We start from the raw sequence: 19,032 nt of genomic DNA on the forward strand, positions 1-19,032 counted from the left end.
CGTTCTCTATAAAGTACAAACGACGACGGATACAGACGATTCCGTTCGGTAATGTCTCCTAACCGTTATCAATGGAGGCACTCGGCCATGCTGTGGGTGATCAAAAGCCTTAGACGCGAGTCGTCAGGAGTGTGGTGTGAGGAGGGGTTGAATGCCCTTGATTTTACGTTGGAAGGTTTCACTATCAGGCTTTGTGGAAAGCCTCATGGTGAAACACTCTAAATGGTGTTTCAGCCACCCACGGAATGAATTTTCATAAGTTAAAGCTGGCATTGGTATTTATTTTGATGTTTTTAGGAAAGGGTGACCAGGATTGACGTATCGGCAAAGATTTTCTTTATTAATTTTGATGGATTCTTTTATTGTGCTAACAGCGATCTTCTTCAGCAGGCTCTTACTAAGCGCTTCGCTAGATGTAGTAACGATACCGATTGTAATCAGCTCCATTACATTATTACTCAGCCATCATTTTTTTTCCTTCTATTACAAGCTCTATAAGAAGGCGTGGGAATATGCAAGCGTGGGTGAGCTTATCATCATCACAAAGGCAGTATCCTTCTCTATCTTTGCTGCTGCAATTATTCAGCAGCTGGTCATGAAGGACGTCTTTTTCCGGCTGCTTGCGGTAACGTGGATGATTCATATGCTGCTTATTGGCGGCTCCAGACTTTGCTGGAGAATATTTAGAGGCCGCTACAGCAAGCATGATGGTCAGCAAAAAAGAACTTTAATCGTAGGGGCCGGCTCAGCGGGCACGATGCTTGCGCGGCAGCTGCTTAACAACAGCGATACGGAGCTGCTGCCAATCGCTTTTATAGACGACGATATCCATAAGCATAATCTAGATATTATGGGGATACCGGTCAGCGGAGGCGTGTCTAGTATTGCAAAACTAGCGCTTGATAAGGATATACATAATATTGTCATCGCGATTCCATCGCTTAGCAAGAAGCAGCTGAATACGATTTTTGGCGAATGCGCGAAAACGAAGGCGAAAACGCAAATTATTCCGATGCTTGAGGATTTGGCTACGGGGAGAGTTTCAGTGAGTCAATTCCGTGACGTTCAGGTAGAGGATTTGCTAGGCCGCGAGCCCGTTGAGCTGGATATCGAGAGTATCTCAGGCTATGTCACTCAGAAGGTCGTTATGGTAACCGGTGCAGGCGGCTCGATTGGTTCAGAGGTTTGCCGGCAGGTTTCTCGTTTTTTACCGGAGAAGCTTATTTTGCTTGGTCATGGGGAGAACAGCATCTATTCCATCGAGATGGAGCTGAAGGAGCTGTATGGCCATACTCAAATCGAGTTCATAACCGAAATAGCCGACTTGCAGGATGCGAACAAAATGATGGCGGTTATGCTGGCCCATCGTCCTCAGGTGGTCTATCATGCGGCTGCTCATAAGCATGTTCCCTTAATGGAGCGAAATCCAGAGGAAGCGTTCAAAAACAATGTGCTGGGCACGATGAATGCAGCCAAAGCGGCAAGCCAAGCGCGTGTCGACACATTCGTAATGATCTCAACGGATAAGGCGGTTAATCCGACAAGTGTGATGGGATCGACTAAACGTATTGCAGAAATGGTTATCCAACATATGGACCGAATAAGCAATACGAAGTTTGTTGCGGTTCGTTTCGGCAATGTTCTAGGCAGCAGGGGAAGCGTTATTCCGCTGTTCAAAAAACAAATTGAGAAGGGCGGCCCCGTAACGGTAACACATCCCGACATGGTTCGTTATTTTATGACGATACCAGAGGCTTCGAGGCTCGTGATTCAAGCTGGCGCACTCGCCAAGGGCGGCGAAATATTCGTGCTCGATATGGGCGATCCTGTCAAAATCACAGATCTTGCGCAAAATGTGATTCGAATGTCAGGCTATACGGTCGAGGAAATTGGCATTCAGTACACGGGTATCCGGCCAGGAGAGAAGCTGTTTGAGGAAATGCTCAAGGCGAATGAAATGGATGAGCAGCAGGTTTATCCGAAAATTTATATTGGAAAGTCCTTTGAGATTTATTTTGAACAAATTGAAGAAATTATCGCGCTCCACGGTGGAATGAGCAAAGCAGAACTGCGAATTAAGCTGCTGGATTTGGCGAATAACGTAGTGGAAGTTCCGGATTTCGTATCTGTAACAGGCTAAATTGATGAAGGAGTTGCTAACACGATGAAAGTTAGAAAAGCGATTATACCTGCCGCAGGACTCGGCACCAGATTTCTCCCTGCAACAAAAGCTATGCCGAAGGAAATGCTTCCCATTGTAGATAAGCCAACGATTCAGTATATCGTGGAGGAAGCGATAGAGTCTGGTATTGAGGATATTATTATTGTCACGGGTAAAGGAAAACGGGCGATTGAGGATCATTTTGATAATTCACTGGAGCTTGAGCAAATTTTGACAGCTAAGCATAAATTTGAATTGCTGAGCGAGGTTCGCAAATCGGCTGATATGGTTGATATTCATTATATTCGCCAGAAGGAGCCGAAAGGTCTTGGACATGCGATATGGTGTGCTCGCAAGTTCATAGGGAACGAGCCCTTCGCTGTACTGCTGGGTGATGATATCATCTCAGCCGAGAAGCCGTGCATCAGACAGATGATTGAAAAATATGAGGAATATCATACCTCTATCATAGGTGTGCAGCGCGTGGCGGATGAGGCAGTTTCCCGGTATGGGATCGTCGATGGCGCGCCAATGGAGGAATCATTCCACCGCGTTCGCCATTTGGTCGAAAAGCCCTCGAGAGAAGAGGCACCCTCCAATATGGCGATTATGGGACGTTATATTTTGAATCCGGCTATTTTCGATATTTTGGGCAAGCAGATGCCGGGAGCAGGCGGAGAAATCCAATTGACGGACGCTATTGCTGCCTTGAATTTATCGGAAGCGGTATATGCCTATGAATTCGAGGGCAAGCGTTATGACGTAGGCGAGAAGATGGGCTTTATACAGACGACGGTTGAATTTGCGCTTCAGCGTGAGGATCTGCGCTATGAGCTGTTGGATTATTTATCACGAACGGTTGAAAGAGAGGCTGCTAGAAAATAATGCTAGTTTAGGATGGTGTACTCATGCCTAATAAAATATTATTTTGTGCAACAGTGGATTATCATTTTAAGGCATTTCATCTGCCGATGATGGAATGGTTCAAGCAGCAGGGCTGGGAGGTTCATGTCGCCGCTAAGGGCGAACTGGACCTCCCTTTTGTTGACAAGAAGTTTAATTTGCCTATCGAGCGCTCTCCGATTCATTTGCAAAATATTAAAGCGTATCAAGAGCTGAAGCAAATTATTAAGCAGCAGAAATACAGCATTATTCATTGTCATACGCCAATGGGCGGCGTGCTTGCGAGGCTGGCCGCGCAATCGGCACGCAAAACAGGGACAAAGGTTATTTATACGGCGCATGGCTTTCATTTTTGCAAGGGAGCATCACTTCTGAATTGGTCGGTTTATTACCCAATAGAGAAGATGCTGTCAAGCCTAACCGATTGCCTCATTACGATAAATGAAGAGGATTATGAGCTTGCAGTGTCAAGGGGCTTCAAAGCAAAGGAAATTGCTCATGTGCATGGGGTAGGCGTAAATGCCATTCGATTTAAGCCGGTACAGAAAATTGAAAAATGGCGGCTGCGGCAGGAGTATGAATACAGAACGGATGATATCCTCCTCTTCTATGCTGCTGAATTCAATAAAAACAAAAATCATGAGCTGCTGCTGCATGCTCTGGCCTTAATCAAGGATCAGGTGCCCAGTACGAAGCTGCTGCTTGCAGGAAAGGGGCCGCTGCTGGAATCCACCCAGCTGCTGGCGAGCAGGCTTGGGCTAGATCACATGGTTCATTTTCTTGGGTTTCGGAATGACATTGATCGTCTGCTGCCGATGAGTGATATTGCCGTGGCATCGAGTTTGCGTGAAGGGCTGCCAGTCAATATTATGGAGGCGATGTCTTGTGGACTTCCGATTGTTGCAACGCAGAATAGAGGGCACTCGGAGCTTATAGTCGAGGGTGAGAATGGCTTCGTCTTGGCACCAAGCGATACTGATTTATTTGCTATCCGCATGAAGCAATTGATTGAATCCGCTGAACTTAGGCAGCAAATGGGAATGAGCAGTATGCAGCGAATGAAGATGTACAACTCATTGCAGGTTGAACAAGAGCTTGGGGGGATTTATAAGTCGTATATGCTGGAGGAGCAAAATGAAGCCGAAAGTCAGTATCGTCGTGCCTATATATAATATGGAAGATTATTTGGACAGATGCCTTAGGAGCCTGCTGAGACAAACGCTTACGGCCATCGAAATTATAGCGGTGAATGATGGCTCGCAGGATGCTAGCCTGAGGCTTCTTCAGCAGTATGCGGAGCATGACTCGCGAATCGTTATTATAAATAAAGCAAACGGCGGTGTTTCTGCAGCCAGAAATGATGGCGTCAAGGCAGCGAGAGGGCAGTACATTGGCTTTGTAGATCCTGACGACTGGGTTGACGATCGTATGTATGAGGAACTGTACCATGCAGCGATTCAAGATCATATCGACATAGCGATGTGCACGTATATAAGGGAATTTGAATCCCATGCGAAGGAAAAGCATTTCGATATGCCGCACAAGCAAATCTATCGCGGCGAAGAGGTGCAGGCAAAGCTGCTGCGGCGGCTAGTAGGGCCCTTGAAAGAAGAACTCGCTAGTCCCGAGTTTCTAGATGCTTGGGGAACGGTTTGGTCTAAGATTTATCGTGCTGAATGGTTAAAGGACCATGGCTTTGAGTTTATGGATCTAAGTGTGATCGGAAGCAATGAGGATACGCTGTTCAATATTCATGCTTTCCATTATGCCGAATCCTTTATCTTTCTGAATCGTCCATTCTATCATTATTGGCGTGCGAATACAGAATCGATTACGTCTACCTATAATGCGAAACTGCCGGAGAAATTCGATAGGCTGTATACAGCTATGCAATCCTTTATTGTAGAAAAGCAGCTTGCCGATGATTACAAAACAGCCTTTAACAATCGGATTTGTATGAATATTATCGGGCTAGGAATCAACATGATGAGCGAGGGCAAAGCCTCATCTGCAGGAAAGAAGCTGAAGGCTGTTCACGCTCTGCTGCATAGCAATCGAGTTAGCGAATCCTTTAGACAGTTTGACACGAGCTACTGTCCTTTGATTTGGAAGGTGTTTTTTGTTAGTGCAAAACATAAATTTACGTTTGCGGTTTACTTTATGCTAATCGTCATAAATGGGCTGCGCGCGAAGAGCTTAAGGAGGACAAAAGTTGAATCCAGTTCGAATTTTGCAAGTGGTAACCATTATGAATCGCGGCGGCTTAGAAACGATGCTGATGAATTATTATCGTCAAATGGATCGAAGCCAAATTCAGTTTGATTTTCTCGTTCATCGCTTGGAGCCGGGGCATTATGATCAAGAAATAATCGCATTAGGCGGCAGAATATTTCGGATGCCCCAAATTAGACCAGGCAATTACTCGTTATATTTTAAACGGCTGGATCAATTTTTTGTGGATCATCCTCGTTATCAAGTCGTGCACGCCCATATCAATGAAAATAGCAGCTTTGTTCTTAAGGCTGCGAAGAAGGCGGGCGTTGCCTGCCGTATTACGCATAGTCATTTAAGTGATCTGGGCATTGACATTAAGCTCCCCTTTCGCCTTTACGCAAGGCTCGCGATGAAGGATAATCCGAGCAGCTACTTTGCTTGCTCGAAAAAAGCAGGGGAATGGTTATTTGGCAAACGGATATCAAGCACAGGGAAAGTTGTCGTACTCAACAATGCAGTAGATGTAGAGCAATTTACGTTCAATTCCACGATTCGTGATCAGATAAGAGCAGAGCTTGCTGCAGAAGATCGTTTGGTTATCGGCCATATTGGCAGATTCAATCAACAAAAGAACCATGATTTTCTCATTGATGTGTTCAAGGCGCTTCATGAAAGAGAGCCAAAGTCATTGCTGGTGCTTGCCGGCGAAGGTCAGCTGCGGCCACTAATTGAAGCCAAGATCAACAGGCTAGGTCTCTCCGAGCATGTACGGCTGCTGGGCGTTCGGAATGATGTATCGAATTTACTGCAAGGGATCGATATTTTTCTATTTCCTTCCTTGTTTGAGGGACTGCCGGTCGTATTGGTGGAAGCTCAGGCAGCGGGCCTTAACTGTGTTGTTTCTGATGCTATTACATCGGAGACGGATATAACTGGGAAGCTGCAGTTTATTAGCTTGAAGCAGAAAGCGGACTACTGGGCGGAGCAAATTATGAGTACCCCGCGCGAGCGCAGTGATACATCGGATTCCTTGCGTCATAAAGGCTACGATACAGCAACAATGGCAAAATGGTTGTCTGATTACTACATGGATCAATTGTCCATGGAAGTTTCAATGTAAGAGGAGTGAAGGTAAATGAAGCCAATGCTGACGGTTTTTACGCCTACTTATAACCGCGCCTATACTCTTCATCTTTGTTATGAGAGTCTTAAGCGTCAAAGCTGCAAGAGCTTTGTATGGCTCATTATTGACGATGGCTCCACAGATCAGACGAAGGAGCTTGTAGCCGGCTGGATGGCAGAGAAAATAATCCCGATTCGGTATCGTTATCAAGAAAATCAAGGGATGCACGGGGCGCATAATACAGCCTATGAGCTTGTGGATACAGAGCTAAACGTCTGTATTGATTCCGATGATTATATGGCCGATGATGCGGTAGAAAAAATAACGAGCTTCTGGCAGGCAGAGGGCAATAAGCAGTATGCAGGCATTGTTGGCCTGGACATCTCTCAGAATCAGGAGCTTATCGGCACTAGACTGCCCGAGCAGTTGAAATCGTCGAGGTTAACAGATTTATATGCTTTGCATCATGTGAAGGGCGACAAAAAGATCGTCTATCGCTCGGAGATTACGAGTAAATATCCCCCGTATCCTTTGTTTCAAGGAGAAAAATATTGCCCGCTGTCCTATAAATACATACTAATTGATCAGGATTTTCCACTGCTAATTCTAAATGAGGTGCTGTGCGTCGTTGAGTATAGAGAAGACGGTTCAAGCATGAATATGATGAAGCAATATTTGAAAAACCCGCAGGGCTTCGCCTTTTTCCGCAAGGTTGCGATGGTTTATGCTCCATCCTGGAAAGATACCATTCGTGAAGCCATGCATTATGTATCGAGCAGTATAATCAGCCGAAATAAAGGGTTTTTGAAAGAATCACCACGAAAAGGGGTAACAGTGCTTGCAATTCCGCTTGGATTATTACTTTATGCTTATATTCAGAATACGAACAAAAGAATGGCGGTCAAATAAAATCAAGGTTGAACAGTTTATAAAGGATGGGATAGAGGGGGAGGAATAAGATGACAATTCTGTGGTTGACATTAATTTTTGTATTTTCAGTCTCTTTAACAGCTAGATACTTTTCAGTCCCCGCGCTTGTCTCCCCTTCTACAATCATTCCGAATAGGTTTCTTGTTATGATTGCTGCGTTAGCGCTAGCTATGGTATCTGGTCTGCGATCCAATATCGGAGATACCTTTTTTTATATGCACAGCTACACGATAGGAGATTTTAGCTGGCAGGCTGTTGCTACTAGCGATGATATTGGATTTAATATCTTTCAAATGCTGCTGAAGCAGCTGTCCGACGATCCTCAAATTTTAGTTCTAACAACAGGAATTATAACTAATTTGCTCATTGTTTGGGTGCTGTACAACTATACGAGGCTGTTTGAGCTAAGCGTATTTTTATACATAACTACGGGAACTTTCACCGTGTCTATGAACGGCATCAGGCAATTTTTAGCTGCTTCCATTGTATTTGCGGCAACGAAGTTTTTGCTTGAGGGCAAATGGAAATCTTATCTCAGTATCGTCGTATTTGCTTCTTTCTTTCATCAAAGTGCACTCATTATGATTCCGATGTATTTTATTGTAAGAAGAAAAGCATGGACTAAAACAACAGCTATGCTTCTTGCTTTAGCCGTAATTATTGTCATGGGCTTTAGCAAGTTTTCTGAGCTGTTATTTACAGTAATAAAAGATACTCAGTACGGCTCTTACGAATCGTTTGATGAGGGCGGTGCAAATATACTTAGGGCGCTTGTCTGGATTATCCCGATTATCATAGCCTATTTTGGCAGGGATAAGCTAAGAGTGCTGTTTCCAAAATCAGATATCATCGTAAATATTTCTCTTATTGGCGTTATATTAATGATCATATCGACGCAAAATTGGATTTTTGCAAGAATGGCCATCTATTTTAATTTATACCAGCTTATCCTTATCGCTTGGTTGATTAAGGTTTTTCGTGAAAAGGATCAGAAGCTCATTTATTTGATCATATTATGCTTTTATTTATTATTTTATTTCTATGAAAGTGTAATTGCGCTTGATCTGCAATATAGAAGCAATTATTTAATATGGCCATTTTAGGAGGAAATGAAATGGAGGCTGCAACGAATATACCTCGAATTGTTCATTATTGCTGGTTTGGGCGCGGTGAAAAGCCCAGCAAAATGGTCAAGTGTATGCGGAGCTGGGAAAAGCATTTAGTCGGTTATCAGTTTATCGAATGGAATGAGGACAACTTCGATTTGGCAATCAATCGGTATGTCATTGAAGCCTACGAGGCTAAGAAATATGCCTTTGTTAGTGATTATGTTCGTCTGTACGCCTTATATACGCACGGCGGCATATATATGGATACTGACGTTGAGGTTGTCAAATCGCTGGACCCCTTCTTGTTGCATGAGGCGTTTTCTGGCTTCGAGGATGAGAAGTTTCTACAGTCCGGAACGATGGGGGCAGCCAAACAGCATCACTGGATTAAAGAACTGCTCGATGATTATGACAGCAGAAGTTTTTTACGTCCAGACGGTACCTATGATTTAACGACCAATACGGCGGTTATAACGGCTATTTGTAATAAACATGGTCTCGTTCTGAATGGAAGCCATCAGGTTCTGCAAAATGGCGTTGTCTTTTATCCGCGTGACTATTTCAGTCCCTATGATTATATTAATGGCGGAATATTTAGAACAGATAACAGCCATACGATACATCATTTTGCAAAATCATGGCTGCCTGCGCATGTTCGAATCAGAGGCGAAGTGAAGCGGCTGGTGAGCCGTATCGTCGGTCCAAAAGCGATTGCTAAAATGCGAAAGCTGCTTTCATCTTCACATTAAGTGAAGGATTGATTATGAGATTAGGAGCTATTCATTATGGTGAAACGAATATTTGATGTTGTGATCGCAAGCATACTGCTCATCGTTCTAAGCCCATTTATACTGCTGACAGCGATTATGGTTAGAACGAAGCTCGGTGCGCCGGTCATATTTAAGCAGAAGCGTCCAGGCTTGTATGGCAAGCCCTTTCTAATGTATAAGTTTCGAACGATGACTTCGGAGAAAGACAGCGAAGGACAATTGCTTCCTGATCATCTCAGACTTACAGCATTCGGAGGGCTGATTCGCAAGCTGAGCCTGGATGAGCTTCTTCAACTGTTTAACGTCATTAAGGGCGAGCAAAGCTTAATTGGTCCTCGTCCGCTGCTCATGGAATATTTACCGCTCTATAATGAGGAGCAAGCAAAGCGTCATGCAGTAAGGCCTGGTATTACAGGCTGGGCACAAATTCACGGCAGAAACGCGGTTTCTTGGGAAGAGCGCTTCGAGCATGATGTATGGTATGTCGAGAACCAAAGTCTGGCGCTGGATATTAAAATATTGCTTCTTACCGTGAAAAAGGTAATTAGATCAGAAGGCGTTTCGAATACTAACCATGTAACCATGCCTGTCTTTCAAGGTACGACAAGCAGTCAAGAAGGCTAAAGCCGTTTCTTCTTAAATAGAGGAATGGCTTATTTTTTTAATAAGAAAAGGATGTGTAGCGACGTGTCAGTAAACGAAATGAAGCGTATCTATTTATCTCCTCCGCATATGAGCGGCAAGGAACGGTTTTATATTGATCAAGCCTTCGAATCCAATTGGATTGCGCCGCTAGGGCCGAATATAGACGCATTCGAGAAACAAATTGCCTCCTACACTGGAGCAGCGGATGCCGTAGCGCTCAGCTCGGGAACTGCTGCTATCCATTTATCACTTCAGCTGCTTGGCGTCGGAGCTGGGGATACGGTGTTTTGTTCCAGCTTTACCTTTGTAGCTAGTGCAAATCCAATTCGTTATAGTGGAGCAGAGCCCGTATTTATCGATTCGGAGCCGGAAACATGGAATATGTCGCCGCAGGCACTGCGAATGGCGTTTGAGGATGCGAATCGTCATGGCAAGCTGCCGAAAGCGGTTATCGTTGTACACTTGTATGGCCAAATAGCCAAGATGGACGAGATTATCGAGCTTTGCGAGCAGTATGAGGTGCCTATCATTGAGGATGCCGCTGAATCGCTTGGCTCTACCTACAAAGGCAAACAGAGCGGTACCTTCGGGAAGTTCGGCATCTTTTCTTTTAACGGAAATAAAATTATTACGACCTCCGGCGGCGGCATGCTCATATCCGATGATGTAGAGCTGTTGAAAAAAGCACGTTTTCTTGCTACACAAGCAAGGGATGCTGCTGCTCATTATCAGCACAGCCATTTAGGCTTCAATTATCGGATGAGCAATATATTAGCAGGTGTTGGAAGAGCACAGCTAGAGGTACTCGATGAGCGGGTTGCGGCAAGAAGAGCGATTTATGAAAACTACGTTGGAGCGTTCTCGGAGCGAAGCGGCATTAGCTTCATGCCAGAATTATCGAATACGAGAAGCAATCGCTGGCTGACTGCAGCATTGATTGATGAGCATGAGATGAATACAACGATCCCTGAGCTTCTGGATGCGTTGTCGGCAGCGAATATTGAGGCGCGTCCGCTTTGGAAGCCATTGCATTTGCAGCCTCTTTTTGAGGGCAGCCGTTTCTATTCCCATACAGAGGGCGCTTCCTTGTGCGAGCAGCTGTTTCAAAGCGGAATATGTTTGCCTTCTGGCTCAAGTATGACGGTTGTCGATCAAGTAAGGGTAGTTGATTGTATGAATAACCTCTTCAACAGCTCGGCTGAGAGCAGCGCTCAATCCGCATAATAAGCCGATTAAAGATAACGCTCTCCCTTTATTCGTGTGCGAATCACTTTGGCTGGGGTTCCATAGGCAATGGAATAGGCTGGAATGTCGCCTAATACGGTGGAGCCAGCGCCAACAATGGTATGCTCGCCAATGCTTTTACCATGAATGATCGTTGCCCCTAAGGAAACGACAGAAAAATCGCCAATCGTTACGGTGCCGCCTGTACCGGCTTTGGGAGCTAGAGTCACATAGTTTCCGAGTGTAGAGTCATGATCGGCTGAGGCATGAGTATAGAGTACATTATGCTCGCCAATAGCAGTATCACTGTTAACGACGCAGCCTGCCATTACGACAGTTCCGGCTCCAATCCGTGCGCCTCGGGCAATGGAGGAGGTGGGATGAATAGCGCTGACAAAGGTGAAGTGAGGTGCAATTGCTGTTATTTTTGAAACGACCCTCGCACGCAGCCAGTTGTCTCCAATAGCTACGATGCCGCCGAACACCGCTTCAGCGTTTGCAGCGAGCCAGCTCTCATCGCCTAGAATCGTATAGCCATAAAATAACGTGCCTGCAGTCTTATAGCCGTCCAGCAATCCGATAATATGGTACACGCCAGCCTTCTCAATCGTATCAATAACGGCCTTTGCATGACCGCCAGCACCATAAACGACAATATTTTTCATTCGTTGGAAACCTCCCCTTTTATGAAACCATACAGATGGAACTCTTTTATTCTAGCAGATCGTTCGTTTTCTTGTAAAAGAATTGTGAACACTCGGAATGATGATTGACAGATAATGGGGAAGGTGATAATCTGTACTAGTGTTCGTTTTATAGAACAATAATATTAATTTTGTTCGTTATTGGCTAATTAGTATGAAGGAGATATCCATGAATAACGACGTCACGCTACATATAGAAGATCTGTCTGACGAGCTGCGATTAATGCTTGCATTTCTCTCATCAGATGATGAGGCGGAGCAATCCTTTGATTGTCAGGAACTACTGCAAAAGGCGGATTGGGACCGATTTATTGAGCTCGCGAGACATCATCGCGTGTTTCCTACCGTGAATCGCAGGCTGAAGGAGCTGAAAGCAGCGGAAATTCCGGTTTTTGTCACGCAGATGTTTAACCGTGACTATTATCGGAATACGCTGCAAATGCTTGCGCTTAGCGGGGAGATGGAGCAGCTTGCGAAGGAGTTCTCCGAATGCGGCTTGCATACGCTGTTTTTGAAGGGACCGGTTATAGCTGCGGATTTATATGGGGATGTGTCGCTTCGTACCTCTTGTGATCTTGATCTGCTTATTCCGATCAAGGAGCTCGATCAGGCAGAAGCGCTTCTAGTATCCTTGGGCTACGAGAAGGATGAATATATTGTTTCGATACTGAATGATTGGAAATGGCGGCATCATCATACGACCTTTCTGCATCCGAAGAAAGGAATTAAGGTAGAGCTGCACTGGCGGTTAAATCCGGCTCCCTCGAAGGAGCCGAGCTTCAAGGATCTTTGGAGCCGCAAGCGTAAGAGTGCGTTGATCAGCCGACCCATCTATTATTTGGGAAGAGAAGATTTGTTTATGTTTCTGGTGTCCCATGGCGCAAGGCACGGCTGGTCCAGACTGCGCTGGCTGCTTGATATTAAGCAGCTCGTTAATCAGAAGCTGGACTGGCCAAAGCTTATCAGGCTGCTGAGGAAGCATAGCTATACTCATATTGGAGGGCAAGCGCTGCTGCTGGTGTCACGCTTATTATCGCTTCCTCTGCGTGAAGAGATGAAGCCGCTGGTAGCGGGAAGGAAGGCATACTGGCTGGCGGAGGATTCGATGTTTTATGTGCAAAGGCTGGTCAATCTGCATTCGCCGCCGCTTCCGGAGGAGGTAAGAGTTTTTCATAGTCGATATCTCTTTACTTTGCTCACTGCTCCTCAAAAAGTACAGTTTATAGCGAGTCTTATGTATCCATTTCCTGAGGATGCACAGACGCTGCCGCTGCCGAAGGGTCTTCATTTCTTATACTTTCCGCTGAGACCTTTTTTGTGGACATGGAGAAAAACCCGAAAAATGATTTGAATGATAAAAATATAATGTTTTCGCAAGAGTAATCAAAGTAAGTCAGGGGATAGCTATGAAAAACGTGCTAATTGCTTCTTATGATATGGAGGTTGGAGGCGTCGAGCGGAGCTTGGCAGGTATGCTGGGAGAGTTCCAATATGATCGTTTTCATGTTGATTTAATGCTGTATCGACATAAAGGCGAGTTTATGGAGCTTCTGGATGTTCGGGCTAAGCTTCTCAATGAAATTCCAGCGTACGCCTCTTTCAGAAAGAGTATTCGGCAAATCGTCTTTTCCAGACAGCTTCATTTAGGAATGGCACGCTTTATCTCAAAAATTCATGCGCGGATCATCGGCAGTGTAAAGGGGATTTCAGAAGCGGGGTATATTCAGCAGCAGCTCATGTGGAAGTATGCTTTGCCATTTCTCCCCAAAGAGACCAAAACATACGATATTGCAATCAGCTATTTATGGCCGCATTATTTTGTGGCAGATAAAGTAAAGGCAAAGATGAAGCTAGCGTGGATACATACTGATTTTTCGACTGTGGATACGATTCAAAGCACAGATTTGAAAATGTGGCATAAATTCGACTATATTATCGCCGTTTCTGATGCATGTAGGCAATCTTTTTTAGAAAAGTATCCTGCCCTAAGCAATAAAACAAAGGTGATTGAAAATATTATGTCACCGGAATTCGTGAGGAGCATGGCGTCTGAGCGGCTGGATAATAATCCAATGGCGTCAGATACGCGCTTTAAACTGCTTACCGTTGCCAGATTGTCTCATGCGAAAGGGATTGATAATGCGGTTAAGGCACTTAAGCTTCTCTCTGATCAAGGCTACGATGATATCGTTTGGTACATAGTTGGCTACGGAGGAGATGAAGTGATGATTCAGAGTCTGATTGCGGAGTATCAGCTGGAAGACCGCTTTATTTTGTTAGGCAAACAGATTAATCCTTATCCTTATGTTCAAGCCTGTGACTTATATGTACAGCCTTCTAGATACGAAGGGAAAGCGGTAACCGTTACGGAAGCGAAAATATTAGGAAAACCTATCGTGATAACGAATTATGCGACTGCAAATAGTCAGGTTGTCCACGAGTTTGACGGAGTGATTTCCGAATTATCTGTTGAGGGAATTGCGAATGGCGTTAAGAGGCTATATCGTGATCCGGAGCTCAGGGAATGCTTATCCAAAAATTGTGCGGAAATGGATTACGGAAATGATAAGGAGCTTGATCAGCTGTATGAGTTGTTTGAATCCTCCGCCGAGAGGGGGCTTGCAACGTGAATAGGAAACTAAGCATCGTTATTCCTGTTTACAACGCTGAGCCTCATATTAAACGCTGCATGGAATCGCTGTTAAAACAAACGTTACAAGATTACGAGCTCATATTTGTGAATGACGGATCTACGGATAACAGCCAGTCTATCATTGAGAGCTATCAGAAGAGCAATTCGCAGATCATCCTTGTTAACCAGGAAAATCAAGGGGTCAGTGTAGCGAGAAATGTAGGCTTAGCTCTCGCAGCAGGCGAGTATGTAGGCTTTGTAGATGCTGATGATGATGTTGAGCACGATATGTATGAGAGGCTGTATGCCGCAGCTAAATTAGGAGATTGTGACGTCGTCATTTCCAATTATGAGAGTGAGCAAGCTGGGCACCTTCTGCTTACGTCGTACCCTTTTTCTACGGAAGTCGTCTTAACAAAAGCAGATATTCAAAAGCAGATTCTGCCTTTCTTCTTAAAAAGTGATCAATTAAATACAGCCTGCAGCAAAATTTATCGAAATGAAATTATTATGGAGCATGACATTGTATTTCCAGCAAAGGTAGCTTTGGGTGAAGATCAAATCTTTAATTTATATTTTTTTAGCCATGCAAAAAGAGCCAAATATATTGATTACACTGGCTATCATTACCGTGAAACAGCCGAGAGTGCAACTCGAAATGTTTCTCAGAAGGATTATTTTCAACGTGCGATTGAGGTGTATACGTCAGAGGTTCCAATCACTTATTTGCATTTAATCGATGAAGCCAGCGTTCAACAATTCAAAGCCATAAGACTGATTCATTGTGTTATGGCCTATATCCATATTTATCTAGAGCCATCGGCTAGTATGCCTTTTAAAGCTAAGCTTGAATATGTCAGAAACATGATTCTGCATAAGGATGTAAGGGAAGCATTGCCCATCTATCTCAATGAAATGAGCATTGAATTAGGCAAGTATCAAAAAATACTATTGTATCTCATGGATCAAAAATCGTTGCTTGGTATTTATTTGATAACGGCCTACAGCAGATTTAGAAATAGAAAGGTGTGGGGATAAAGCGATGAAAATCATGATGTTTGCACATGACGGAAGTCTGAATAGAGGCTGTGAAGCCATTGTCCGTTCTTCTACAGCTATTTTGAAGGAACGGATTAAAGATGCCAAAGTATATTTGGCCTCAGCAAACCCAGAAACCGATCGAATGATAGTTAAGCTCGACGGAATATATGATGGATCTGTGCTGGAAATAAAAAAGTACTCCTATGATTGGTTTCTATCTTCATTAAAGGTAAAGCTATATCAGGATGAATCCTATGCACTAGGGAAAATTCACAACAATATTATTAAAAATATAAAAGAAATGGATGTTTGCTTATCTATTGGCGGCGACAATTATTGTTATGGTGAGCAGCCAGGCTGGTATGAGATTGATAGGCGAGTGAAGGAACAAGGAAAGAAGCTGGTATTATGGGGCTGCTCGATCGGTGAAGAGGATATGTCAGAGAGAAAGCTCGAGGATTTAAAGCTTTTTGATCTTATTTTATCCCGGGAGTCATTAACCTACAATATGCTTGTTGGCAAGGGACTTAACAATGTTAAGCTGTGTGCGGACCCGGCATTTACGATGGAGAAGGAAGAATTGGCATTGCCAAATGGCTGGCAGGAAGGAAATACGGTCGGGCTTAATTTCAGTCCGCTGGTCTGGAAGCGCAATAAGCAGTCACAGGCTGCCGTAGATGAGCTAATTCGGCATATATTGAATAAAACCGATATGACAATTGCTTTAACGCCACATGTGATGATTAACGGCAACAATGATTATGAGCTGTTGAAAAATTACTATGAGGCTTACCAGGATACGGGAAGAGTCATTCTTTTGCCGGATCATTTAACAGCCATTCAATACAAAGGTTATATTGCGAGAATGAGATTTTTTATAGGTGCACGCACACACGCAACGATTGCTGCTTATTCCAACAACGTGCCAACGATGGTGCTTGGCTACAGCGTAAAGTCGAAAGGAATAGCAATGGATATTTTCGGCGAGGAAAAATTGGTGCTTGGCATTGAGGAAATATCAAATGGAGAGCGTCTAATTGCAAAGTTCAATGAGATGCAGCAGGAAGAAGTGGAAATTAGAAATCAGTTAAAGAAAGCTATGCCGCGTATCCAAAAAATGTCCTATAGCGCAGTCGATTATATCAAAGGTCTAGGTTAATGAGGGGAATATGAAAAAAAACCTACTGTTTGTCATGCCAAGCTTATCCTCCGGCGGCGGTGAACGAAGCTTAGTTAATTTATTGAATCAAATAGACTTCGATCAATATAACGTGGATCTCCAGCTGCTGAATGTAGAAGGGCTGTTTATGGAGCTGGTGCCTAAGCAGGTTCGTATTGTTCCAGTAGCTGGAACCTTTCATTTATTTAAGCTAGGTCTTGGTCTATCAGTACAACGCTATTTACGAAGCGGGAATCTCTCACTTGCCTATTATAGATTTATGTTTAGCTTGGAAAATAGAAGAGCCAAAAATGCCTCTATTGGAGAACAGCTTAGTTGGAAGTATATGTCTAAGTCTATGGAGAAATTGAAAAAACATTATGATGCCGCCATCGGATTTTTAGAAAAAACGTCCATTTATTATTGTATTGAAAAGGTGGATGCCGATAAGAAAATTGGCTGGATTCACACCGATTACGATAAATTAGGGATGGATCCGATCCATGATATTAATTATTTTGAAAAATTGGATTACATCGTGACCGTATCCGAGGAGTGTGCCAATACGCTGGAAAGAAATTTCCCGGATCAATCCCACAAGATTAATATTATTCACAATATTGTATCCCCAACCACGATTAGAAGCATGGCAGAGGAACAAGAGCATGATGTTTACGACCGAACCGGAGATGAGCTGATTATTCTGTCGGTTGGAAGACTGACGCCGGAGAAAGGGTTCGATTTGGCCGTAGAGGCGTGTAGAGATCTGCTTAACCGCGGCTATCATGTGAAGTGGAATATTATTGGAGAAGGTGAGGAGAGAGAAAAATTAACGAAGCTAATTGAGGAAAATGGATTAACACAGCACTTCAAGCTGCTCGGCTTAAAGAACAATCCGTATAGCTACATCAAGCAGGCTGATATTTTTGTGCAAACCTCTAAATTTGAAGGGAAATCGATTGCGATAGATGAAGCGAAAATTTTAAATAAACCGATTGTCGTTACTCGTTTCAATACAGCAAAGGATCAAATTAATGATGGCGTGGATGGTCTTATTGTCGATATGAACGCAGCTGCGGTCGCCTCTGGTATTGAAGCTCTCATACAAGACAAGGGACTTGCCAATCAAATTGTTGAGCATTTATCGAGACAAAAGCTAGGGACAGAAGAAGAGATAAAGAAGCTGTACCAACTCCTTGCATAGGTGGACGAAAATGAAAAAAAAAATATTGTTCGTAATGAATAACTTGAATTGCGGCGGAGCAGAGAAGGCATTGATCTCCTTATTCCAGACGATAGATTATTCCAAATACGAGGTCGATCTTTATTTATTTAAGCATGAAGGTATTTTTTACGATAAGATCCCAGAGCAAGTAACAGTGCTTAATGAAAGCAATGATTACAGCTACTTTGACATGTCGATGAAATCGGCGGTTGTAGATTGTTTGAAAAAAGGGAAAATTGGTTTAGCAGCAGCTAGGCTGAAAGCGGGCTTCATCTTTTATACAGAAAAAAATCCAGCTAGATGCGAGCAACGGGTATGGAAGTATCTGTCCAAAGCGCTGCCAAGGCTTGATCAAAGCTATGACGCAGCAATCGGATTCCTTGAGAAGAATCCGGTTTATTTCAGTATTGAGAAGGTTAATGCAGCTGTAAAGCTTGGTTTTATTCATAATGATTATGACAAGCTGGGGATGGACGCAGGTCTGGACATTCCATACTTTGAGCAATTGGATCATCTGATTACGGTGTCGGAAGGCTGTGGAGAAGTACTGATGCAGCGTTTTCCGCACTTTAAACAAAAGGTTAGTGTTATTCATAACATTGTATCGCCTGCCATGATTCATGAAATGTCGGCTGTGAAAACAGAATTTAGGCAAACCAAAGGGATAACGATTGTTTCAATCGGGCGCTTGAATTACCAGAAGGGCTTTGAGCTTGCTATTGAAGCCTGTGGGATATTGGTGAGCAGCGGGCATGACGTTAAGTGGTACGTCGTAGGTGAAGGGGATGACAGGCAGAAGCTGGAGTTGCTTATTGAGGAGCAAGGGCTCGCTCAGCATTTTTATTTAGTGGGAATGAAGGAAAATCCGTACCCTTATATTAAAGAGGCAGATATTTATGTTCAGCCCTCACGATTTGAGGGGAAATCGATAGCCATTGACGAGGCGAAAATTTTGAATAAACCTATTATTCTTACTAATTTTAGTACAGCTAAAGACCAAATTGAGCATAACCACAATGGATTAATTGTTGAGATGAATGCTGCAGCACTGTCAGAAGGAATTGAACTGCTGATCAAGGACAAGGGTCTTAGGGATTCTTTTGCTAATGAGCTTTCAAAGGAATATTTCGGAACCGAGCAGGAAATCGAAAAATTATATGCGCTAATATAATGGTGTAAAGAGGAGCGAATA

At 43.7% G+C, this 19,032-nt stretch carries 17 protein-coding genes; 16 read left to right on the forward strand and 1 reads right to left on the reverse strand.

Features of this window, described 5'->3' with window-relative positions:
• Positions 1-313 precede the first annotated feature (313 nt).
• From MHI37_RS08260 to MHI37_RS08305, 10 genes are read left to right on the forward strand one after another with little or no spacing between them, the layout of a single operon-like run.
• Complete coding sequence (locus MHI37_RS08260; protein WP_076336198.1) at positions 314-2,140, forward strand: nucleoside-diphosphate sugar epimerase/dehydratase; 1,827 nt, start codon at positions 314-316, stop codon at positions 2,138-2,140.
• Positions 2,141-2,164: 24 nt separating this feature from the next.
• On the forward strand, positions 2,165-3,046 hold the full coding sequence (gene galU, locus MHI37_RS08265; protein ID WP_076336197.1) for a UTP--glucose-1-phosphate uridylyltransferase GalU: 882 nt from the start codon (positions 2,165-2,167) through the stop codon (positions 3,044-3,046).
• Between the two features lie 23 nt (positions 3,047-3,069).
• On the forward strand, positions 3,070-4,236 hold the full coding sequence (locus tag MHI37_RS08270; RefSeq protein WP_076336196.1) for a glycosyltransferase family 4 protein: 1,167 nt from the start codon (positions 3,070-3,072) through the stop codon (positions 4,234-4,236).
• A complete protein-coding gene (locus tag MHI37_RS08275) occupies positions 4,199-5,386 on the forward strand; it encodes a glycosyltransferase (RefSeq protein WP_076336195.1) in 1,188 nt (395 codons plus the stop codon). The genes MHI37_RS08270 and MHI37_RS08275 overlap by 38 nt, the downstream gene beginning before the upstream one ends.
• A complete protein-coding gene (locus MHI37_RS08280; RefSeq protein ID WP_076336194.1) occupies positions 5,277-6,398 on the forward strand; it encodes a glycosyltransferase family 1 protein in 1,122 nt (373 codons plus the stop codon). The genes MHI37_RS08275 and MHI37_RS08280 overlap by 110 nt, the downstream gene beginning before the upstream one ends.
• Positions 6,399-6,413: 15 nt before the next feature.
• Positions 6,414-7,310 (forward strand): glycosyltransferase family 2 protein, encoded by an 897-nt coding sequence (locus MHI37_RS08285; RefSeq protein WP_076336193.1) that lies wholly within the window; start codon positions 6,414-6,416, stop codon positions 7,308-7,310.
• A 50-nt stretch (positions 7,311-7,360) separates the two neighbouring features.
• Complete coding sequence (locus tag MHI37_RS08290; protein WP_076336192.1) at positions 7,361-8,434, forward strand: EpsG family protein; 1,074 nt, start codon at positions 7,361-7,363, stop codon at positions 8,432-8,434.
• 11 nt (positions 8,435-8,445) lie between these two features.
• Positions 8,446-9,189 (forward strand): glycosyltransferase, encoded by a 744-nt coding sequence (locus tag MHI37_RS08295; RefSeq protein ID WP_076336191.1) that lies wholly within the window; start codon positions 8,446-8,448, stop codon positions 9,187-9,189.
• Between the two features lie 39 nt (positions 9,190-9,228).
• Positions 9,229-9,834 (forward strand): sugar transferase, encoded by a 606-nt coding sequence (locus MHI37_RS08300; protein WP_076336260.1) that lies wholly within the window; start codon positions 9,229-9,231, stop codon positions 9,832-9,834.
• A gap of 51 nt (positions 9,835-9,885) precedes the next feature.
• Positions 9,886-11,079 carry an aminotransferase class I/II-fold pyridoxal phosphate-dependent enzyme gene (locus tag MHI37_RS08305; RefSeq protein ID WP_076336259.1) on the forward strand — a complete coding sequence of 398 codons (1,194 nt, stop codon included), beginning with the start codon at positions 9,886-9,888 and terminating at the stop codon, positions 11,077-11,079.
• Between the two features lie 8 nt (positions 11,080-11,087).
• Here the strand turns inward: MHI37_RS08305 and MHI37_RS08310 are convergent, their stop codons facing one another.
• A complete protein-coding gene (locus MHI37_RS08310) occupies positions 11,088-11,744 on the reverse strand; it encodes an acetyltransferase (RefSeq protein WP_076336190.1) in 657 nt (218 codons plus the stop codon).
• A gap of 208 nt (positions 11,745-11,952) precedes the next feature.
• Here MHI37_RS08310 and MHI37_RS08315 point away from each other — a divergent pair, with 208 nt between their 5' ends.
• Genes MHI37_RS08315 through MHI37_RS08340 form a run of 6 tightly spaced genes read left to right on the forward strand, consistent with a single transcriptional unit; the run spans position 11,953 to position 19,011 of the window.
• Entirely contained in the window at positions 11,953-13,134 is a 1,182-nt protein-coding gene (locus tag MHI37_RS08315; protein WP_076336189.1) for a nucleotidyltransferase family protein, read from the forward strand.
• 55 nt (positions 13,135-13,189) lie between these two features.
• A complete protein-coding gene (locus tag MHI37_RS08320) occupies positions 13,190-14,413 on the forward strand; it encodes a glycosyltransferase (protein ID WP_076336188.1) in 1,224 nt (407 codons plus the stop codon).
• Positions 14,410-15,453 (forward strand): glycosyltransferase, encoded by a 1,044-nt coding sequence (locus tag MHI37_RS08325; RefSeq protein WP_076336187.1) that lies wholly within the window; start codon positions 14,410-14,412, stop codon positions 15,451-15,453. Before MHI37_RS08320 ends, MHI37_RS08325 begins: the two co-directional genes overlap by 4 nt.
• A gap of 4 nt (positions 15,454-15,457) precedes the next feature.
• A complete protein-coding gene (locus MHI37_RS08330) occupies positions 15,458-16,615 on the forward strand; it encodes a polysaccharide pyruvyl transferase family protein (protein ID WP_076336186.1) in 1,158 nt (385 codons plus the stop codon).
• A gap of 10 nt (positions 16,616-16,625) precedes the next feature.
• Complete coding sequence (locus MHI37_RS08335) at positions 16,626-17,819, forward strand: glycosyltransferase (protein WP_076336185.1); 1,194 nt, start codon at positions 16,626-16,628, stop codon at positions 17,817-17,819.
• A 10-nt stretch (positions 17,820-17,829) separates the two neighbouring features.
• On the forward strand, positions 17,830-19,011 hold the full coding sequence (locus MHI37_RS08340; protein WP_076336184.1) for a glycosyltransferase: 1,182 nt from the start codon (positions 17,830-17,832) through the stop codon (positions 19,009-19,011).
• Positions 19,012-19,032 lie beyond the last annotated feature (21 nt).

It is taken from the genome of Paenibacillus sp. FSL H8-0548, assembly GCF_038630985.1.
Lineage (GTDB): Bacteria > Bacillota > Bacilli > Paenibacillales > Paenibacillaceae > Pristimantibacillus.

Coding starts and splice junctions, on each gene's coding strand:
- MHI37_RS08285 (WP_076336193.1), top strand. CDS start 6,414: ATGAAGCCAATGCTGACGGTTTTTACGCCTACTTATAACCGCGCCTAT.
- MHI37_RS08335 (WP_076336185.1), top strand. CDS start 16,626: ATGAAAAAAAACCTACTGTTTGTCATGCCAAGCTTATCCTCCGGCGGC.
- MHI37_RS08290 (WP_076336192.1), top strand. CDS start 7,361: ATGACAATTCTGTGGTTGACATTAATTTTTGTATTTTCAGTCTCTTTA.
- MHI37_RS08340 (WP_076336184.1), top strand. CDS start 17,830: ATGAAAAAAAAAATATTGTTCGTAATGAATAACTTGAATTGCGGCGGA.
- MHI37_RS08275 (WP_076336195.1), top strand. CDS start 4,199: ATGAAGCCGAAAGTCAGTATCGTCGTGCCTATATATAATATGGAAGAT.
- galU (WP_076336197.1), top strand. CDS start 2,165: ATGAAAGTTAGAAAAGCGATTATACCTGCCGCAGGACTCGGCACCAGA.
- MHI37_RS08270 (WP_076336196.1), top strand. CDS start 3,070: ATGCCTAATAAAATATTATTTTGTGCAACAGTGGATTATCATTTTAAG.
- MHI37_RS08305 (WP_076336259.1), top strand. CDS start 9,886: ATGTGTAGCGACGTGTCAGTAAACGAAATGAAGCGTATCTATTTATCT.
- MHI37_RS08330 (WP_076336186.1), top strand. CDS start 15,458: ATGAAAATCATGATGTTTGCACATGACGGAAGTCTGAATAGAGGCTGT.
- MHI37_RS08295 (WP_076336191.1), top strand. CDS start 8,446: ATGGAGGCTGCAACGAATATACCTCGAATTGTTCATTATTGCTGGTTT.
- MHI37_RS08320 (WP_076336188.1), top strand. CDS start 13,190: ATGAAAAACGTGCTAATTGCTTCTTATGATATGGAGGTTGGAGGCGTC.
- MHI37_RS08315 (WP_076336189.1), top strand. CDS start 11,953: ATGAATAACGACGTCACGCTACATATAGAAGATCTGTCTGACGAGCTG.
- MHI37_RS08310 (WP_076336190.1), bottom strand. CDS start 11,744: ATGAAAAATATTGTCGTTTATGGTGCTGGCGGTCATGCAAAGGCCGTT.